Source organism: Streptomyces sp. NPDC057900 (genome assembly GCF_042887885.1).
GTDB lineage: Bacteria > Actinomycetota > Actinomycetes > Streptomycetales > Streptomycetaceae > Streptomyces.
In genome coordinates this window covers 175149-193792 of the sequence record NZ_JBHVOI010000007.1, presented here as the reverse complement: position 1 = coordinate 193792, position 18644 = coordinate 175149, and the positions used below count along the sequence as shown (strand labels likewise).

The 18644-nt window shown below is 70.5% G+C and carries 17 protein-coding genes; 14 read left to right on the top strand and 3 right to left on the bottom strand.

Going from position 1 to position 18644, the window contains the following annotated elements:
• Positions 1–87: 87 nt before the first annotated feature.
• Positions 88–2064 carry a threonine--tRNA ligase gene (gene thrS / locus ACFVQ0_RS25415; protein ID WP_390091519.1) on the top strand — a complete coding sequence of 659 codons (1977 nt, stop codon included), beginning with the start codon at positions 88–90 and terminating at the stop codon, positions 2062–2064.
• Positions 2065–2092: 28 nt separating this feature from the next.
• Here the strand turns inward: thrS and ACFVQ0_RS25410 are convergent, their stop codons facing one another.
• Positions 2093–2770, bottom strand: a complete 678-nt coding sequence (locus ACFVQ0_RS25410; RefSeq protein WP_390091518.1) for a potassium channel family protein — start codon at positions 2768–2770, stop codon at positions 2093–2095.
• 66 nt (positions 2771–2836) lie between these two features.
• Here ACFVQ0_RS25410 and ACFVQ0_RS25405 point away from each other — a divergent pair, with 66 nt between their 5' ends.
• Positions 2837–3394 carry an HIT domain-containing protein gene (locus ACFVQ0_RS25405; protein WP_123528288.1) on the top strand — a complete coding sequence of 186 codons (558 nt, stop codon included), beginning with the start codon at positions 2837–2839 and terminating at the stop codon, positions 3392–3394.
• 59 nt (positions 3395–3453) lie between these two features.
• Here ACFVQ0_RS25405 and ACFVQ0_RS25400 read toward each other — a convergent pair whose 3' ends face one another.
• Positions 3454–5124 (bottom strand): hypothetical protein, encoded by a 1671-nt coding sequence (locus tag ACFVQ0_RS25400; RefSeq protein WP_390091517.1) that lies wholly within the window; start codon positions 5122–5124, stop codon positions 3454–3456.
• 146 nt (positions 5125–5270) lie between these two features.
• Positions 5271–7496, bottom strand: a complete 2226-nt coding sequence (locus ACFVQ0_RS25395) for an elongation factor G-like protein EF-G2 (protein ID WP_390091516.1) — start codon at positions 7494–7496, stop codon at positions 5271–5273.
• A gap of 281 nt (positions 7497–7777) precedes the next feature.
• On the opposite strand from ACFVQ0_RS25395, the gene pgsA reads away from it, so the two are divergent.
• From pgsA to secD, 12 genes are all read left to right on the top strand, one after another.
• Positions 7778–8428, top strand: a complete 651-nt coding sequence (gene pgsA, locus ACFVQ0_RS25390) for a phosphatidylinositol phosphate synthase (protein ID WP_311306750.1) — start codon at positions 7778–7780, stop codon at positions 8426–8428.
• Positions 8428–9357 (top strand): phosphatidylinositol mannoside acyltransferase, encoded by a 930-nt coding sequence (locus ACFVQ0_RS25385; RefSeq protein ID WP_390091515.1) that lies wholly within the window; start codon positions 8428–8430, stop codon positions 9355–9357. Before pgsA ends, ACFVQ0_RS25385 begins: the two co-directional genes overlap by 1 nt.
• A 3-nt stretch (positions 9358–9360) precedes the next feature.
• The gene (locus ACFVQ0_RS25380) at positions 9361–10524 is read left to right on the top strand and encodes a glycosyltransferase family 4 protein (protein ID WP_390091514.1); all 1164 of its coding nucleotides are present in this window, start codon (positions 9361–9363) and stop codon (positions 10522–10524) included.
• A gap of 72 nt (positions 10525–10596) precedes the next feature.
• Positions 10597–11142: a hypothetical protein gene (locus ACFVQ0_RS25375; protein ID WP_390091513.1), complete on the top strand. Its 546-nt coding sequence runs from the start codon at positions 10597–10599 to the stop codon at positions 11140–11142.
• A gap of 152 nt (positions 11143–11294) precedes the next feature.
• Positions 11295–12215 carry a pyridoxal 5'-phosphate synthase lyase subunit PdxS gene (gene pdxS / locus ACFVQ0_RS25370; RefSeq protein WP_390091512.1) on the top strand — a complete coding sequence of 307 codons (921 nt, stop codon included), beginning with the start codon at positions 11295–11297 and terminating at the stop codon, positions 12213–12215.
• 6 nt (positions 12216–12221) lie between these two features.
• Positions 12222–12815: a pyridoxal 5'-phosphate synthase glutaminase subunit PdxT gene (gene pdxT / locus ACFVQ0_RS25365; RefSeq protein ID WP_390091511.1), complete on the top strand. Its 594-nt coding sequence runs from the start codon at positions 12222–12224 to the stop codon at positions 12813–12815.
• A 61-nt stretch (positions 12816–12876) separates the two neighbouring features.
• Positions 12877–13629 (top strand): YebC/PmpR family DNA-binding transcriptional regulator, encoded by a 753-nt coding sequence (locus ACFVQ0_RS25360; protein WP_024492903.1) that lies wholly within the window; start codon positions 12877–12879, stop codon positions 13627–13629.
• Between the two features lie 132 nt (positions 13630–13761).
• Complete coding sequence (gene ruvC, locus ACFVQ0_RS25355; protein WP_390091510.1) at positions 13762–14334, top strand: crossover junction endodeoxyribonuclease RuvC; 573 nt, start codon at positions 13762–13764, stop codon at positions 14332–14334.
• Positions 14331–14957, top strand: a complete 627-nt coding sequence (gene ruvA / locus ACFVQ0_RS25350; RefSeq protein ID WP_390091509.1) for a Holliday junction branch migration protein RuvA — start codon at positions 14331–14333, stop codon at positions 14955–14957. The genes ruvC and ruvA overlap by 4 nt, the downstream gene beginning before the upstream one ends.
• 82 nt (positions 14958–15039) lie before the next feature.
• A complete protein-coding gene (gene ruvB / locus ACFVQ0_RS25345; protein WP_390091508.1) occupies positions 15040–16113 on the top strand; it encodes a Holliday junction branch migration DNA helicase RuvB in 1074 nt (357 codons plus the stop codon).
• 164 nt (positions 16114–16277) lie between these two features.
• Positions 16278–16757 (top strand): preprotein translocase subunit YajC, encoded by a 480-nt coding sequence (gene yajC / locus ACFVQ0_RS25340; RefSeq protein WP_390091507.1) that lies wholly within the window; start codon positions 16278–16280, stop codon positions 16755–16757.
• A 144-nt stretch (positions 16758–16901) separates the two neighbouring features.
• A complete protein-coding gene (gene secD / locus ACFVQ0_RS25335) occupies positions 16902–18644 on the top strand; it encodes a protein translocase subunit SecD (protein ID WP_390091506.1) in 1743 nt (580 codons plus the stop codon).

The following is an 18644-nucleotide window of genomic DNA, read 5'->3' as shown; positions in this document are numbered from 1 at the left end:
ATTTCGCTATGGGGGCCGTCGGCTCGGTACGATTCCCATTGCGCCCGCCATGGGAATGCGGCGCACCCCCTGAGTCAGGAGAGACCGGTGTCAGACGTCCGTGTGGCCATCCAACGCGATTCCGAGCGGGAAGAGCGCGTGGTGACGACGGGCACTACGGCAGCCGAGCTCTTCCCCGGTGAGCGCACCGTCGTCGCCGCCCGCATCGCCGGTGAACTGAAGGACCTCGCGTACGAGCTCAAGGACGGCGAGACTGTCGAGCCCGTCCTGATCTCGTCGGAGGACGGCCTCAACATCCTCCGGCACTCCACCGCGCACGTCATGGCACAGGCCGTGCAGGAGCTGCACCCCGAGGCCAAGCTCGGCATCGGCCCGCCGGTCAAGGACGGCTTCTACTACGACTTCGACGTCGAGAAGCCGTTCACGCCCGAGGACCTCAAGGCCATCGAGAAGAAGATGCAGGAGATCCAGAAGCGGGGCCAGAAGTTCTCCCGCCGGGTCGTGACGGACGAGGCGGCCCGCGAGGAGCTCGCCGACGAGCCGTACAAGCTGGAGCTCATCGGCATCAAGGGTTCCGCCTCCCCGGACGACGGCGCGGACGTCGAGGTGGGCGGCGGCGAGCTGACCATCTACGACAACCTCGACCCGAAGACCGGGGACCTCTGCTGGAAGGACCTCTGCCGGGGCCCGCACCTGCCGACCACCCGGTACATCCCGGCGTTCAAGCTGATGCGCAACGCCGCCGCGTACTGGCGCGGCAGCGAGAAGAACCCGATGCTCCAGCGCATCTACGGCACCGCCTGGCCCACCAAGGACGAGCTGAAGGCGCACCTGGAGTTCCTGGAGGAGGCCGCCAAGCGCGACCACCGCAAGCTCGGCAACGAGCTGGACCTCTTCTCCTTCCCGGACGAGATCGGCCCCGGCCTCGCCGTCTTCCACCCCAAGGGCGGCGTCATCCGCCGGGCCATGGAGGACTACTCGCGCCGCCGCCACGAGGAGGAGGGCTACGAGTTCGTCTACTCGCCGCACGCCACCAAGGGCAAGCTCTTCGAGAAGTCCGGCCACCTGGACTGGTACGCCGACGGTATGTACCCGCCCATGCAGCTCGACGACGGGGTGGACTACTACCTCAAGCCGATGAACTGCCCGATGCACAACCTGATCTTCGACGCGCGCGGCCGCTCCTACCGTGAACTGCCGCTGCGCCTCTTCGAGTTCGGCACGGTGTACCGGTACGAGAAGTCGGGCGTCGTGCACGGCCTGACCCGCTCGCGCGGCTTCACGCAGGACGACGCGCACATCTACTGCACCAAGGAGCAGATGGCCGAGGAGCTGGACCGGACGCTCACCTTCGTCCTGAACCTGCTCCGCGACTACGGACTGACCGACTTCTACCTGGAGCTGTCCACCAAGGACCCGGAGAAGTTCGTCGGCTCGGACGAGGCCTGGGAAGAGGCCACGGAGACGTTGCAGAAGGTCGCCGAGAAGCAGGGGCTTCCGCTGGTCCCGGACCCGGGCGGCGCCGCCTTCTACGGCCCGAAGATCTCCGTGCAGTGCAAGGACGCCATCGGCCGGACCTGGCAGATGTCGACCGTGCAGCTCGACTTCAACCTGCCGGAGCGCTTCGACCTGGAGTACACCGGCCCCGACGGCACCAAGCAGCGCCCGGTGATGATCCACCGCGCCCTGTTCGGCTCCATCGAGCGCTTCTTCGCGGTGCTGCTTGAGCACTACGCGGGCGCGTTCCCGGTGTGGCTGGCGCCCGTCCAGGCGGTCGGCATCCCGATCGGCGACGCGCACATCCCGTACCTCCAGGAGTTCGCCGCCAAGGCCCGTAAGCAGGGGCTGCGGGTCGACGTGGACTCCTCTTCGGACCGGATGCAGAAGAAGATCCGCAACCAGCAGAAGGCCAAGGTGCCCTTCATGATCATCGCGGGCGACGAGGACATGGCCAACGGTGCCGTCTCCTTCCGCTACCGCGACGGTTCGCAGGAGAACGGCATCCCGGTCGAGGACGCCATCGCCAAGATCGCGAAGGCCGTCGAGGACCGCGTCCAGGTCTGACCGGTCAGGGAGAGGGGCCCCCGGCGAGCTACCCGCTCGCCGGGGGCCCCTTCTCGTCCTCCCGGCGGAACACCTGGATCAGCCACGACGAGAACGAACCCGTCACCGCACCCAGCAGGGCCAGTCCGCAGGCCATCAGGCCCGCCGCCACGACCCGGCCGGTCGGCGTGACCGGTGTGGCGTCCCCGTACCCCACCGTCGTGAGCGTGGCGCACGCCCACCACACCGCGTCCCCGAAGGTCCGGATCGAGGCACCGGGCGCGTCGCGTTCCACCCGGTAGACGGCGAGCGACGCCGAGAAGCCCAGCAGGATCGACGTCAGGCCCGCATAGGTCATCACGCGCGCGTACAGACCCAGCTTGGGTTCGTCGTGGCGCTGCTGGACGGCCGAGTAGACCTTCACCATGCGCAGTGGCCGCAGCAGCGGCAGCAGGAGCACGACCGTGTCGAGCCAGCGCACCCGGACGAAGCGGTGGCCGAGGCCGCTGAGCCGGACGCGGACGGCGTAGTCGACGGCGAAGATCAGCCAGGTGGCGCCCACCAGGATCAGGGAGATGTCGTGCCACGGCTGGGCGTCGTGCGGGGCGAGGACGCGGACCGCGTAGCCGAGCAGGAACAGCAGGGACGCGGCGAAGAGCGGTACCTCGGTGCGCTGCTCCCACCGGGTCAGGGCGGGTGGGACGGGGGCCCGGGTGCGGTCGCTCATCGGCCAAGCATCGCGGTGCGGGAACCGGTCCGGCCCCGGCGACACGCGCCGCGCGGGGTAAGCAATATGCTGATCGGCATGACGAGTGAGCCGGAGCAGCAGATCGGAGTGGGGACGCCCGACGCGTTCCAGCGCCTGTGGACGCCCCACCGGATGGCGTACATCCAGGGTGAGAACAAGCCGACCGGTCCGGAGGCCGGCGACGGCTGTCCGTTCTGTGCGATTCCGTCGATGTCGGACGAGGACGGGCTCGTCGTCGCGCGTGGCGAGCAGGTCTACGCCGTGCTGAATCTGTACCCGTACAACGGCGGGCACCTGATGGTGGTGCCGTACCGGCACGTCGCGGACTACACCGAGCTGGACGGTCCGGAGACGGCCGAGCTCGCTGATTTCACCAAGCGGGCGATGACCGCGCTGCGTGCCGCCTCCGGCGCGCACGGCTTCAACATCGGGATGAACCAGGGCGCGGTGGCCGGTGCCGGTATCGCCGCGCACCTGCACCAGCATCTGGTGCCCCGCTGGGGCGGCGACACCAACTTCATGCCGGTGGTGGGCCACACCAAGGTGCTGCCGCAGCTGCTGGCGGACACCCGGAAGATGCTGGCCGACGCCTGGCCGGTCTGATCGGGCCGATCCGTGTGGGGGGGCGCTCCGGGGGAACCCGGGGCGCCCCCCCACACGTGCTACGCGTCGTACAGGTCGGCCTTGCGCGGCGAGGGGTCCTGGACCATTCCGCTCAGTATCGACGAGCGGTTGCCGAAGCGCTCGGTGTCGACGCCGTTCTCGTCGAGCACCTTGATGACGGCGCTGTGCACCACGCGCAGGACGGGTGTGGCCGCGCGCATCGCGTCGTCCGCCATGAAGCGGTGGCGCCACGGCTTCTCGGCCCAGGCGTGCCGAAGCCCGAAGGGTTCCGGCAGCGCGATCTTGCCGCCGAGGTAGTCGAGCAGCGGCGGGTACCAGGTGAACGGGGCGCGCAGGGCGAGGCGGACGACCTCGCTGGACTCGACCAGGGCCAGCGTGATGTCGCGGGTCTCCCAGAACTTGACGGTCTTGTTGACCGTCTTCTTCTTGGCGGCGGGCTTGCTGGTGAAGAGCGAGTGGACCGGTCCGAGGGCGTGCCCGGTGACCTCGATGCGCAGGGTCTCGAAGAGCACGGTGACGGTGATCATCATGGTGATGACCAGCTGGCCGTCCCAGAGGGTGAACTGGACGCCCAGATAGTGGCGGTCGCCGCCGCCGAACTGCTGGTGGTTGCAGATCCGCTGTATCTCGTGGGGCTTCACCTGGAAGGTGGCGACGTCCTCGCCCTCCGGGCGGGAGACGGAGTCGGCGTTCTCACCGACGGGCGACACGATCCAGTGGGTGACCGAGGGCTTGGGGAAGCCGCCGGTGTTCAGCGGGCCGCGCTCCAGCATCTTGAGCTGGTCGTGGATGACGCGGATCAGGTCCCAGCTGCGGAACTGGTGGAACTCCTTGCCGGGATCCTTGGCCACCAGATCCTCGGCGAGCTGCCAGCTGCCCCAGCGGGTGCCCATGCCGAGGATGCCCTTGGGGCCGGCGTAGAAGACCGAGTTGGACTGCTGCTCGGCCGAGAGCTTCTCCAGGCCCTGGCGGAGCGCCTCCCGGGCGGTCTCGCTCGGGTTCTTCGGCACGGCTTCGGGGATCTTGGCGATGACACCGCCGCCGGAGAGGAGCCCTTCCCAGCGGACGCGCATGTCCTGGGCGGATCTCTCCGCGATCCGCTTGGCGATCAGCCATCCGATGACCGGGGCGATGACCGCCGCACGCACGTAGAGGCCCAGGAATCCGTTGAGGGGCATCTTGATCAGGAGGTACACCACGCCGATGCCGATGACCGGCAACAGGACGGCGCCGAGGCCGGAGAGCAACTTGTCCTTGGGCTTGCCAAGGAGGTCGCGCAGCCGGAAGGCGATGATCCACAGCAGCATTCCGGGCAGGAAGAGGAAGCCGAAGACGGCGGTCACGACGGTGAGTTTGGTGTCGCGCGTCTTGCGGAGCCGTGAGGCGGAGAGGCAGTGCTCTACGACGGTCTGCGGATCGCTGCCGAAGGACTGGATGAGTGCCTTGCGGGCGCCGCCCAGCGTGCGTTCCTGAACGGCGCGGGAGAAGGCCTCGCCGAAGTTGGGCTTGAAGTAGTCGGACTTGAGGAACTTGGACCGGCCGGCCTTCACCTCGGACTTGTGCCACTCGCTGTTGGCCTTGAGGATCTCGTCCACCGGGGTGTCGCGGTACGCCGCGGAGGCGAGGGCGTTGGTCGCCACCGCCGCTCCTGCGGACCCCTGGAGTGGAATCTGCGCTCCGGGAGAGAAATCGAATCCGTCGTTGGCCACTGTCGCCCCCACTCGCCTGCCGAGGAACCGCTCCTGCGGCTGTTTCCCAACTGCCGTGCCCGGCACACTTTCTGAGCTGGAACCACAGGGTATCGTCCGGATCGATACGGTGTCCGGCCCTGTGGACAACCGTGGGGGCGGGGGAGCTACATCCCGTTCGCGGTGTCGTCCCGCTCTCCGCGCATCCGGTCCGACAGGTGTGCGGGCATGGCCTCGTGGCGGGCGTAGGCACGGTCGAAGCGGCCGGTGCCGTGCGACAGGGAGCGCAGGTCGACCGCGTACCGGCCGATCTCCAGCTCCGGCACCTCCGCCCGTACGAGGGTGCGTCCGGGCCCGGACTGCTCGGTGCCGACCACCCGGCCGCGGCGGCCCGACAGATCGCTCATCACCGGGCCGACGCAGTCGTCGGGGACCAGGACGCTGATCTCCGCGACGGGTTCGAGCAGCTGGATGCGGGTGTCGGAGGCCGCCTCGCGCAGGGCCAGGGCGCCGGCGGTCTGGAAGGCGGCGTCGGAGGAGTCCACGGAGTGCGACTTGCCGTCCCGCAGGGTGACCCGCAGGTCGACCAGTGGGTGCCCGGTGGCGACGCCCCGGGCCGCCTGCGCGCGGACGCCCTTCTCGACGGACGGGATGAACTGGCGCGGGACGGAGCCGCCGACCACCTTGTCGACGAACTCGATGCCGGACCCCGGGGGCAGGGGTTCGACGTCGATCTCGCAGATGGCGTACTGGCCGTGGCCGCCGGACTGCTTCACGTGCCGGCCCCGTCCGGTGGAGGGCCCCGCGAACGTCTCGCGCAGGGCGACGCGGTGCGGGACGGCGTCGACCTGGACCGCGTACCGGCTGCGCAGCCGGTCCAGTGCCACGTCCAGATGGGCTTCGCCGAGGCACCACAGGACCAGCTGATGGGTGTCCGGGTTCTGCTCCAGGCGCATCGTGGGGTCCTCGGCGACGAGCCGGGCCAGGCCCTCGGAGAGCTTGTCCTCGTCCGCCTTGCCGTGTGCCTCGATGGCGAGCGGCAGCAGCGGGTCGGGCATCGTCCAGGGTTCCATCAGCAGGGGGCGGTCCGGGTCCGACAGGGTGTCGCCGGTCTCCGCGGTGCCCAGCCGGGCGACGCAGGCGAGGTCACCCGCGATGACCTGGGTGAGGGGGTGCTGCTGCTTCCCGAACGGTGCGGAGAGCGCGCCGACGCGGGTCTCGGCCTCGTGGAAGGGGCGCTCCTCGCGGCCGGGGCCGGTGAGCCCGTGGCCGAAGACGTGCACGGTGTCGTCGGCGCGCAGGGTGCCGGAGAACACGCGCACCAGGGAGAGCCGGCCGACATAGGGGTCGGAGGACGTCTTCACGACCTCGGCCAGCAGCGGTCCCCCGGCGTCGCAGCCGAGGGCGGGGAGCGGGGCGCCGCGCAGCGTGGTGACGGCGGGCAGCGGGTGTTCGAGCGGGGTCGGGAAGCCGCCGGTGATCAGGTCGAGGAGTTCGACGGTGCCGATGCCCTGGCGGGCGCCCTCGGCGGCGGGGGCGGCGGCCAGGACCGGGTGGAAGGTGCCGCGTGCGACGGCGCGCTCCAGGTCGTCGACGAGTGTCCCGATCTCGATGTCCGCGCCGGCGAGGTAGCGGTCCATCAGGGTCTCGTCCTCGCTCTCGGCGATGATCCCTTCGATGAGCCGGTTGCGGGCGTCGGTGAGCGCGGCCCGCCGGTCCTCCTCCGGGGGGTTCTCCGCGCGTTCGCCGCCGGAGTAGTCGAGGACCCGCTGGGTGAGCAGCCCGGTCAGTCCGGTCAGCGGAGCGTGCCCGTCGGAGCCCTCGGGCCCTTGGACGGGCAGGTAGAGGGGGAGCACGGCGTCCGGGTCGTCCCCGCCGAACGTCTCGCCGCAGATCCGCGTCATGGCGTCGAACGGGGTGCGGGCCGTGTCCAGGTGGGTGACGACGATGGCGCGCGGCATGCCGACGGCGGCGCACTCCTCCCAGACGGCGCGGGTCGCGCCGGCCACCGCCTCGGCCTCCTGGGCCGCCGAGACAACGAAGAGGGCCGCGTCCGCCGCGCGCAGACCGGCCCTCAGTTCCCCGACGAAATCCGCGTATCCCGGGGTGTCCAGCAGGTTGATCTTGACCCCGCCCCATTCGACGGGGACCAGGGAGAGCTGTACGGAGCGTTGCGAGCGGTGCTCGATCCCATCGTGGTCGGAGACCGTACTGCCGTCCTCGACCCGGCCCGCCCGGTTGACCGCGCCCGCCGTCTGCGCGAGGGCCTCGACGAGGGTGGTCTTGCCGGAACCGCTGTGGCCGACCAGCACCACGTTCCGTATGGAGGAGGGGTGGCCGGCCGTCGGTACTCCTCCGGCGGCCCCGGTGTGTGCGTGTGTCCTGTCGCCCATGGTGCGTGCCTCCCAGGTGATGGCGCGGGGCGGGAGAACCGCCGGGCGCGGGGTGGGGAGTGTGCACGGGCAGAGGGGGAGCCGCCGCGGCGGCTTCGGCGACGCCCGCGGTACTTCCGAGCTTTCCACTGTGTCCGGGTCCCGTCCATACGTCGGGCGCCGCTCCACGACCGGGGCGGAAGGCCGGGGGTGCCCGGACGGTGGAGTGCGGCGGTCGTGACTACGATGGGTCAGCCGGTGGCCGATGGGGCCGCTCGGCCCACCGAACCCTCGGGAAGGCCATGCTGAACAAGTACGCGCGTGCATTCTTCACGCGTGTCCTCACACCGTTCGCCGCACTGCTGCTCCGTCTCGGCGTGAGCCCTGACGCGGTCACTCTGATCGGCACGGCCGGGGTGATGGCAGGTGCGCTGGTCTTCTTCCCGATGGGGGAGTTCTTCTGGGGCACGATCGTCATCACGATCTTCGTCTTCTCCGACCTCGTCGACGGGAACATGGCGCGGCAGGCCGGCATCTCCAGCCGGTGGGGCGCGTTCCTCGACTCGACGCTCGACCGGGTGGCCGACGGCGCGATCTTCGCCGGCTTCGCGCTCTGGTACGCGGGCAGCGGCGACGACAACGTCCTGTGCGCCGTCGCGATCTTCTGTCTCGCGAGCGGCCAGGTCGTCTCGTACACCAAGGCGCGCGGTGAGTCGATCGGTCTGCCGGTCGCGGTCAACGGGCTCGTGGAACGTGCGGAACGGCTGGTGATCTCGCTGGTGGCGGCCGGTCTGGCGGGTCTGCACAACTTCGGGGTGCCCGGCATCCAGGTGCTCCTGCCGATCGCGCTGTGGATCGTCGCGGCGGGCAGCCTGGTGACGCTGGTGCAGCGCGTGGTCACGGTGCGCCGCGAGTCCGCGGCGGCCGACGCGGCCGGGAGCGAGGCCGCCTAGTGAGCCGCGCAACCGGGGAACCGAAGCCCGGCGCCGGGGAACGCATCAGCGACGCCCTGTACGGACTGGGCTGGACCGCGGTCAAGACGCTTCCGGAACCGGCCGCGCGAGCCCTCTTCCGTACCATCGCCGACCAGGTCTGGAAGCGTCGCGGCAAGAGCGTGCTGCGGCTGGAGTCGAATCTGGCGCGGGTCGTGCCGGACGCGAGCCCCGCCCGCCTCGCCGCGCTGTCCAAGGCCGGGATGCGCTCGTACATGCGGTACTGGATGGAGTCGTTCCGGCTGCCCACCTGGAGTGCGCGGCGGATCAAGGACTCCATCGACGTGACGGACGCCCACCGGCTGACCGAGGGGCTCGACGCCGGCCGCGGCGTCATCCTCGCCCTGCCGCACCTGGGGAACTGGGACCTGGCCGGCGCCTGGGTCACCACGGATCTGAAGGTCCCGTTCACCACGGTCGCGGAACGGCTGAAACCGGAGTCGCTGTACGACCGGTTCGTCGCCTACCGCGAAGGGCTGGGCATGGAGGTCCTTGCGCACAACGGCGGGACCGCCTTCGGCACGCTGGCCCAGCGGCTGCGGGCGGGCGGCCTGGTCTGCCTGGTCGCGGACCGCGATCTGTCGGCCTCCGGCGTCGAGGTCTCGTTCTTCGGCGACACGGCCCGGATGCCGGCCGGACCGGCGCTGCTGGCCCAGCAGACCGGGGCGCTGCTGCTGCCGGTCACGCTCAACTACGACGACACGCCGGTGATGAAGGCACGGATCCATCCGCCCGTCGAGGTTCCGGGCTCAGGCAACCGCGCGGAACGGACGTCTGTGATGACACAGGCCCTGGCCGACGCGTTCGCCCTGGGCATCGCCGAGCACCCGGAGGACTGGCACATGCTGCAACGACTCTGGCTCGCCGACCTCGAACCCGTTGGAGACTAGGCCTTGAAAATCGGCATCGTCTGCCCGTACTCCTGGGACGTACCGGGCGGCGTGCAGTTCCACATCCGCGATCTGGCCGAGCATCTGATCCGGCTCGGCCACCAGGTGTCCGTCCTCGCCCCGGCGGACGACGAGACGCCGCTCCCGCCGTACGTGGTCTCCGCGGGCCGGGCCGTGCCCGTCCGGTACAACGGCTCGGTGGCCCGGCTGAACTTCGGGTTCCTGTCCGCGGCACGGGTGCGGCGCTGGCTGCACGACGGCACGTTCGACGTGATCCACATCCACGAGCCGACCTCGCCCTCGCTGGGCCTGCTGACCTGCTGGGCGGCGCAGGGGCCGATCGTCGCCACCTTCCACACGTCCAATCCGCGCTCCCGGGCGATGATCGCCGCGTACCCGATCCTGCAGCCGGCGCTGGAGAAGATCAGCGCGCGCATCGCCGTCAGCGAGTACGCCCGCCGCACCCTGGTCGAACACCTGGGCGGTGACGCGGTGGTCATCCCCAACGGTGTCGACGTGGACGTCTTCGCCTCCGCCGAGCCCAGGCCCGAGTGGCAGGGCGGCACGATCGGCTTCATCGGGCGCATCGACGAGCCCCGCAAGGGGCTGCCCGTCCTGATGCGGGCGCTGCCCGCGATCCTGGCCGCCCGTCCGGAGACCAGGCTCCTGGTGGCCGGGCGGGGCGACGAGGAGGAGGCCGTCGCCTCGCTGCCGAAGGGGATGCGCGAGCGCGTCGAGTTCCTCGGCATGGTCAGCGACGAGGACAAGGCACGGCTGCTGCGCAGCGTCGACGTGTACGTCGCGCCCAACACCGGCGGCGAGAGCTTCGGCATCATCCTGGTGGAGGCCATGTCGGCGGGCGCGCCGGTCCTGGCCAGCGACCTGGACGCCTTCGCTCAGGTCCTGGACCTGGGCGCGGCGGGCGAACTGTTCGCCAACGAGGACGCGGACGCGCTGGCCGACGCGGCGGTCCGGCTGCTCGGCGACCCGGAGCGGCGCGCGGAGCTGCGGGAGCGCGGCAGCGCACATGTGCGGCGCTTCGACTGGTCGACGGTGGGAGCGGACATCCTCGCGGTGTACGAGACGGTGGCGGACGGCGCGGCATCGGTGGCCGCGGACGAACGCACCGGGCTGCGGGCCAGGTTGGGGCTGGCGCGGGACCAGTGACCTGCCCCGCCGGTTCGCCGCCCCGGCTGATCGCGCGCCGGACGGCGCCCGGTCACCGGTAGCCTTCGGCCCGTGACCGAATCCCTCATCTGGACCGTCGTCGTGCTCGTCGCGATCGGCCTCTACCTCAGCTGGACCGCCGGCCGGCTCGACCGGCTGCACACCCGTATCGACGCGGCCCGCGCCGCGCTCGACGCCCAACTGCTGCGCCGGGCCTCGGTCACCCAGGAACTCGCCACGTCCGGAGTCCTCGACCCGGCCGCGTCGATCGTCCTGTACGAGGCCGCGCACGCCGCCCGGCAGGCGGAGGAGGAGCACCGTGAGGTCGCCGAGAGCGAACTGAGCACCGCCCTGCGCGCGGTGTTCGGTGAGCCGGCGCAGGTGACGGCGGTGAAGGAGATCCCGGGCGGCGAGGAGGCCGCCTCCGAACTGGCCGCCGCCGTCCGGCGGGTCCCGATGGCGCGCCGGTTCCACAACGACGCGGTGCGGGCCGCCCGCGCGCTGCGCCGCCACCGCACAGTGCGCTGGTTCCGGCTGGCCGGTCATGCGCCCTTCCCGCTCGCCTTCGAGATGGACGACGAGCCGCCGGTCGCCCTCGCCGCCCGCCCGGTCAGCTGACACCCGCACCTGCCCCGGGCCGCGGTCCCGGCCGCGCCAAAACGATCCACCGGCCTGCTATTGGCCCTTGCTGTGGACCGGCTCCGGAGAGTTTGCTCAGCAGTGCGTCACCCCAGCACGCTCAGCACCCCTTCTCCCAGTGAGGTCGATCCGTGTCCACGCTTCCCACCACCCCGCAGTCCGCTGACTCCCCGGCGACCGGCACCGCCCGCGTCAAGCGCGGCATGGCCGAGCAGCTCAAGGGCGGCGTGATCATGGACGTCGTCAACGCTGAGCAGGCGAAGATCGCCGAGGACGCGGGCGCCGTGGCCGTCATGGCCCTGGAGCGGGTGCCGGCCGACATCCGTAAGGACGGCGGCGTGGCCCGGATGTCCGACCCGAACATGATCGAAGAGATCATCGAGGCCGTCTCCATCCCGGTCATGGCCAAGTCCCGCATCGGACACTTCGTCGAGGCCCAGGTGCTGCAGTCCCTCGGCGTCGACTACATCGACGAGTCCGAGGTGCTCACCCCGGCCGACGAGGTCAACCACAGCGACAAGTTCGCCTTCACCACCCCGTTCGTCTGCGGCGCCACCAACCTGGGCGAGGCCCTGCGCCGCATCGCAGAGGGCGCCGCGATGATCCGTTCGAAGGGCGAGGCCGGCACCGGCAACGTCGTCGAGGCGGTGCGCCACCTGCGCCAGATCAAGAACGAGATCGCCCGACTGCGCGGCTACGACAACAACGAGCTGTACGCCGCCGCCAAGGACCTCCGCGCCCCGTACGAGCTGGTCAAGGAGGTCGCGGAGCTCGGCAAGCTGCCCGTCGTCCTGTTCTCCGCGGGCGGCGTCGCCACCCCCGCCGACGCCGCGCTGATGCGTCAGCTGGGCGCCGAGGGCGTCTTCGTCGGCTCCGGAATCTTCAAGTCCGGCGACCCGGCCAAGCGCGCCGCCGCCATCGTCAAGGCCACCACGTTCTTCGACGACCCGAAGATCATCGCGGACGCCTCCCGCGACCTGGGCGAGGCCATGGTCGGCATCAACTGCGACACGCTGCCCGAGACCGAGCGCTACGCCAACCGCGGCTGGTAGTCACTGATGAGCGACACCCCTGTGATCGGAGTCCTGGCTCTCCAGGGCGACGTACGGGAACACCTGATCGCCCTGGCCTCGGCGGACGCCCTGGCCAGGCCGGTCCGGCGGCCCGAGGAACTCGCCGAGGTCGACGGACTGGTCGTCCCCGGCGGCGAGTCCACCACGATGTCCAAACTGGCCGCCCTGTTCGGGATGCTGGAACCCCTGCGCGAGCGGGTCGCCGCCGGGATGCCGGTCTACGGCACCTGCGCCGGAATGATCCTGCTCGCGGACAAGATCCTCGATCCGCGCTCCGGCCAGGAGACCATCGGCGGCATCGACATGATCGTGCGCCGTAACGCTTTCGGGCGGCAGAACGAGTCGTTCGAGGCGGCCGTCGACGTCGCCGGGATCGACGGTGGACCGGTCGAGGGCGTCTTCATCCGGGCCCCCTGGGTCGAGTCGGTGGGCGCGCGGGCCACGGTGGTCGCCGAGCACGGCGGCCATATCGTGGGGGTACGGCAGGAAAACGCCCTTGCCACGTCATTCCATCCGGAACTGACCGGTGACCACCGGCTCCACGCGTACTTCGTCGACATGGTGCGCGCATCGGGCTGACTCGATCCCGGTAGGATCTCTCGGGTTCGTACGGAATTTGGTGACGCGAAGGAGAAGGCAGATGTCCGGCCACTCTAAATGGGCTACGACGAAGCACAAGAAGGCCGTGATTGACGCCAAGCGCGGCAAGCTCTTCGCGAAGCTGATCAAGAACATCGAGGTCGCGGCCCGCACCGGCGGTGTGGACCCCGAGGGCAACCCGACCCTTGTGGACGCGATCCAGAAGGCGAAGAAGAGCTCGGTCCCGAACAAGAACATCGACTCCGCGGTCAAGCGCGGTGGCGGTCTCGAAGCGGGCGGCGTCGACTATCAGACGATCATGTACGAGGGCTACGGCCCGAACGGTGTCGCGGTGCTCATCGAGTGCCTCACCGACAACCGCAACCGCGCCGCGTCCGACGTGCGTGTCGCCATGACGCGCAACGGCGGCTCGATGGCCGACCCGGGCTCTGTCTCGTACCTGTTCAACCGCAAGGGCGTCGTGATCGTCCCCAAGGGCGAGCTGTCCGAGGACGACGTGCTGGGCGCGGTCCTCGACGCGGGCGCGGAGGAGGTCAACGACCTCGGTGAGACGTACGAGGTCGTCAGCGAGGCCACCGACATGGTCGCGGTCCGCACCGCGCTCCAGGAGGCGGGCATCGACTACGACTCGGCCGAGGCCAACTTCCTGCCCACCATGCAGGTCGACCTCGACGAGGAGGGCGCCCGCAAGATCTTCAAGCTGATCGACGCGCTGGAGGACAGCGACGACGTGCAGAACGTCTTCGCCAACTTCGACGTCTCGGACGAGGTCATGGAGAAGGTCGACGCCTGAGCGCACGCCGCTGACCGGCGCAGCTTTCGCGGACGGGCCGACGGGGACACACCCCCGTCGGCCCGTCGCATTGTCAGTGCGAGCCGATAGCCTGCCAGAACAGTTGACCGATCGGCAGGGAGGGGGCGACCCGTGCGGGTACTCGGAGTGGACCCCGGGCTGACCCGGTGCGGTGTCGGAGTCGTCGAAGGAGTCGCGGGCCGCCCACTGACCATGCTCGGCGTCGGAGTCGTGCGCACCGCGTCCGACGCGGAGCTCGGACACCGGCTGGTGGCCATCGAGCGCGGCATCGAGGAGTGGCTCGACGAGCACCGCCCCGAATACGTCGCCGTCGAGCGGGTCTTCGCCCAGCACAACGTCCGTACGGTGATGGGCACGGCCCAGGCCAGCGCCGTCGCGATGCTCTGCGCGTCCCGCCGGGGCATCCCGGTGGCCCTGCACACGCCCAGCGAGGTCAAGGCCGCCGTCACCGGCAGCGGCCGCGCGGACAAGGCCCAGGTCGGGGCCATGGTCACCCGGCTCCTGCGGCTGGACGCCCCGCCGAAACCGGCCGACGCCGCCGACGCGCTGGCCCTCGCCATCTGCCACATCTGGCGCGCCCCGGCCGTCAACCGCCTCCAGCAGGCGCACGCGGCGGCGGCCGCGGCCCATGTCCCGCGCGTTCCGCGCACCGCAGCAGCTCCCGTCCGGAAGGTCCCCCGATGATCGCCTTCATCACCGGCCCCGTGGCCGCGATCGCCCCCACCACGGCCGTGATCGAGGTCGGCGGCATCGGCATGGCCGTCCAGTGCGCGCCGAACACCCTCGCCGCCCTCCGGATCGGCAAGGAGGCCAGGCTCGCCACCTCCCTCGTCGTACGGGAGGACTCACTGACGCTCTACGGCTTCGCCGACGACGACGAGCGCCAGACCTTCGAGCTGCTCCAGACCGCCAGCGGAGTCGGCCCCCGGCTGGCCCAGGCCATGCTCGCCACGCACAGCCCGGACGCCCTGCGCATCGCCGTGTCCACCGGGGACGAGAAGGCGCTCACCGCGGTCTCCGGCATCGGCAAGAAGGGCGCGCAGAAGCTCCTGCTCGAACTCAAGGACAGACTCGGTGAGCCGGTCGGCGCCCACATCGGCCAGCAGGGCATCGGCACCGCCGTCTCCTCCTCCTGGCGGGACCAGCTCCAGGCCGCCCTGATCGGCCTCGGCTACGCCACCCGCGAGGCCGACGAAGCGGTCTCCGCCGTGGCCCCGCAGGCGGAGGCGGCCGTCGCGGAGGGCGCCCAGCCGCCGGTGCCGCAGCTGCTTCGCGCCGCCCTGCAGACCCTCAACCGCACGCGCTGAGCGGACCCGGAGCGCACCTTCGCCACCCAGGCCCGTGCACCGCGCGGCCCAGCACAGAGACACCCGAGGCGGGACTGACGAGATGAACTGGGACGAGACCGGACCCGACACCGACGAGCTGCTCGACGAGCGCCTCGTCGACGCCGGAGCCGACGGCGAGGACACCGCCGTGGAGGCGGCACTGCGCCCCAAGGACCTCGACGAGTTCGTCGGCCAGGAGACGGTGCGCGAACAGCTCGACCTGGTCCTCAAGGCGGCCCGTGCCCGCGGCGCCACCGCCGACCACGTACTGCTCTCCGGCGCCCCCGGCCTGGGCAAGACCACCCTCTCCATGATCATCGCCGCCGAGATGGGCGCACCGATCCGGATCACCTCCGGCCCCGCCATCCAGCACGCGGGCGACCTCGCGGCGATCCTGTCCTCCCTCCAGGAGGGCGAGGTCCTCTTCCTCGACGAGATCCACCGCATGTCCCGGCCCGCCGAGGAGATGCTCTACATGGCGATGGAGGACTTCCGGGTCGACGTGATCGTCGGCAAGGGGCCGGGGGCCACCGCCATCCCGCTGGAGCTGCCGCCCTTCACCCTGGTCGGCGCCACCACCAGGGCCGGGCTCCTGCCGCCCCCGCTGCGCGACCGCTTCGGCTTCACCGGGCACATGGAGTTCTACACGCCGGTCGAACTGGAAAGGGTGATTCATCGCTCCGCCCGGCTCCTGGACGTCGAGATAGACGCGGAGGGGGCCGCGGAGATCGCCGGCCGCTCCCGGGGAACGCCCCGGATCGCCAACCGGCTGCTGCGCCGCGTCCGGGACTACGCCCAGGTCAAGGCCGACGGCCGGATCGACCGGGGCATCGCCGGGGCGGCCCTCCAGGTGTACGAGGTCGACGCCCGCGGCCTCGACCGGCTGGACCGGGCGGTGCTCGGCGCCCTGATGAAGCTCTTCGGCGGCGGTCCCGTCGGCCTCTCCACGCTCGCGGTCGCCGTGGGTGAGGAGCGCGAGACGGTCGAGGAGGTCGCCGAGCCCTTCCTGGTGCGCGAGGGACTGCTGGCCAGGACGCCGCGGGGCCGGGTCGCCACACCGGCTGCCTGGGCCCACCTCGGACTGGTTCCGCCGCAGCAGGGCGTAAAGGGACAACAGGGCCTGTTCGGGGCGTGATGAGTCACAGGTTGGCCCGCAGCGGAACCCGGGTGCCATGCTGGGCGTTGTTCCATCGATGCGGACTCGCTTAGACTCCGCCGATGCCGCCCTTAAAGGTCGGTGTACCCACCCCCGTAGACCAGGCCGCTTTCCAGTGCGGTCGTGCGAAGGAAACTCGTCCCGTGAATCCCGTGACTCTCCTCCCCTTCATCGTGCTCATCGGGGCCATGTTCCTGATGACGCGGTCCGCCAAGAAGAAGCAGGCGGCGGCTGCGAACATGCGCAATGAAATGCAGCCCGGTACCGGCGTCCGGACGATCGGGGGCATGTACGCCACCGTCAAGGAGCTTCACGACGACTCGGTCCTCCTTGAGATCGCTCCCGGCGTCCACGCCGTCTACGCCAAGAACGCCATCGGTGCCGTCCTCGACGACGCGGAGTACAACCGCATCGTCCACGGTGACGAGGAGGAGGAGCTCGACGTCGACGGCGCGGTCGTTCCCGACGACGCCTCCTCGCTGACCGAGCTCGACGACGCCACCGACGCGGACGCGGACGATGTCGCGAAGATCGACCTCGGCAAGAAGGACGAGGCGGACGACGCGGAGCCGGCCGACAAGAAGTCCGACGGCAAGTCCGACGGCGAGGCCGACGCGAAGTAGCACACGACCCGGGGATGCCGTGAGCCCACAGGCATCCGGCAGTCCCCGGACCGTGCGGTCTTCTGCGGGGCGGGTCCCCACTACACTTCGTGGCCGCTTGGGCGCGTACCGGCGCGGGGCGGTTGGACAGGGAGAAACGAGAAGGTGGCAGCACCGAAGAAGGGCCGACGGCCGGCCGGCGGTCAGGGCAGGCCGGGGCGTTCCCTGGCTCTGATCCTGATCGCCATGGTCGCGCTCACCGGCGGGATGTTCCTGGCCCATCAGCCGACGCCGCGACTCGGCATCGACCTGGCGGGTGGCACGTCCATCACGCTTGAGGCGAAGGCCGAGCCCGGCCAGGAGTCGGCGATCAACAAGACCAACATGGACACGGCGGTCCAGATCATGGAACGCCGCGTCAACGGTCTTGGCGTCTCCGAGGCAGAGGTCCAGACGCAGGGCAAGAGCAACATCATCGTCAACATCCCCAAGGGCACGAACTCCGCCCAGGCCCGGCAGCAGGTCGGTACGACGGCCAAGCTGTACTTCCGGCCGGTGCTGACCGTCGCCCAGGGAGCGCCCACCCCCGAGCCCAGCGCCTCGTCCTCCGACAAGGCCAGCCCTTCGGCGTCGCCGAGCTCCTCCGCCTCCGACAAGGCGTCGAGCCCGTCCACGAAGCCGAGCGCGAGCGCCACCACCCAGGGCCGTGCGGTCACCGGCGCCCTGAAGGCCGACTCCACGCCCACCCCGAAGGCCAGCGACACCCCGAAGGCCGACGGCACGCCGACGCCGTCCGCCGAGGAGCAGGCCGCCGCCGCCAAGCTGCAGAAGCGGTTCGAGGCGCTCGACTGCTCCACCAAGGCCGGCCGGTCCAAGGCGGCCCAGGGCACCAAGGCCACCGACACCGTGGTCGCCTGCGACCAGGACGGCTCCGCCAAGTACGTCCTCGGCCCGGCCGAGGTCGACGGCACGGACGTCAACAGCGCCAAGGCCGCGATCAACCAGCAGTCCGGCGCGTGGATCGTCCAGATGGAGTTCACCGGCGGCGGCGCCAAGAAGTTCCAGAAGACCACCGGCAAGCTGGCCCAGCAGCAGTCGCCGCAGAACCAGTTCGCCATCGCGCTCGACGGCGAAGTGGTCTCGGCCCCCTCCGTGAAGGAGGCGCTGAGCGCCAACGCCGAGATCTCCGGCAGCTTCACCCAGCAGTCCGCCGAGGACCTGGCCAACGTGCTCTCCTACGGTGCGCTGCCGCTCTCCTTCCAGGAGCAGAGCGTCACCACCGTCACCGCTGCACTCGGCGGTGAGCAGCTCAAGGCGGGCCTGATCGCCGGTGCCATCGGCCTGGCCCTGGTCGTCATCTACCTGGTGGCCTACTACCGCGGACTGGCGCTCATCGCGCTCCTCAGCCTGCTGGTCTCCGGCATCCTGACCTACACGATCATGTCGCTGCTCGGCCCGGCCATCGGATTCGCGCTGAACCTGCCCGCTGTCTGCGGCGCCATCGTGGCGATCGGAATCACCGCGGACTCGTTCATCGTGTACTTCGAACGGATCCGGGACGAGATCCGCGAGGGCCGCACCCTCCGTCCCGCCGTCGAACGGGCCTGGCCGCGCGCCCGGCGCACCATCCTGGTCTCCGACTTCGTGTCGTTCCTGGCCGCGGCGGTGCTGTTCGTCGTCACCGTCGGAAAGGTCCAGGGCTTCGCGTTCACGCTGGGTCTCACCACCCTGCTCGACGTGGTCGTGGTGTTCCTCTTCACCAAGCCCGTCATGACGCTGATGGCCCGCAAGAAGTTCTTCGCGAGCGGTCACCCGTGGTCCGGTCTGGACCCGAAGCGGCTCGGCGCCAAGCCGCCGCTGCGCCGTTCACGCCGTGTCAACGCCCCCACCGACCCGAAGGAGGCGTGA

Coding starts and splice junctions, on each gene's coding strand:
- ACFVQ0_RS25410 (WP_390091518.1), bottom strand. CDS start 2,770: ATGAGCGACCGCACCCGGGCCCCCGTCCCACCCGCCCTGACCCGGTGG.
- ACFVQ0_RS25405 (WP_123528288.1), top strand. CDS start 2,837: ATGCTGATCGGCATGACGAGTGAGCCGGAGCAGCAGATCGGAGTGGGG.
- ACFVQ0_RS25395 (WP_390091516.1), bottom strand. CDS start 7,496: ATGGGCGACAGGACACACGCACACACCGGGGCCGCCGGAGGAGTACCG.
- pgsA (WP_311306750.1), top strand. CDS start 7,778: ATGCTGAACAAGTACGCGCGTGCATTCTTCACGCGTGTCCTCACACCG.
- pdxT (WP_390091511.1), top strand. CDS start 12,222: ATGAGCGACACCCCTGTGATCGGAGTCCTGGCTCTCCAGGGCGACGTA.
- ACFVQ0_RS25360 (WP_024492903.1), top strand. CDS start 12,877: ATGTCCGGCCACTCTAAATGGGCTACGACGAAGCACAAGAAGGCCGTG.
- ruvA (WP_390091509.1), top strand. CDS start 14,331: ATGATCGCCTTCATCACCGGCCCCGTGGCCGCGATCGCCCCCACCACG.
- ruvB (WP_390091508.1), top strand. CDS start 15,040: ATGAACTGGGACGAGACCGGACCCGACACCGACGAGCTGCTCGACGAG.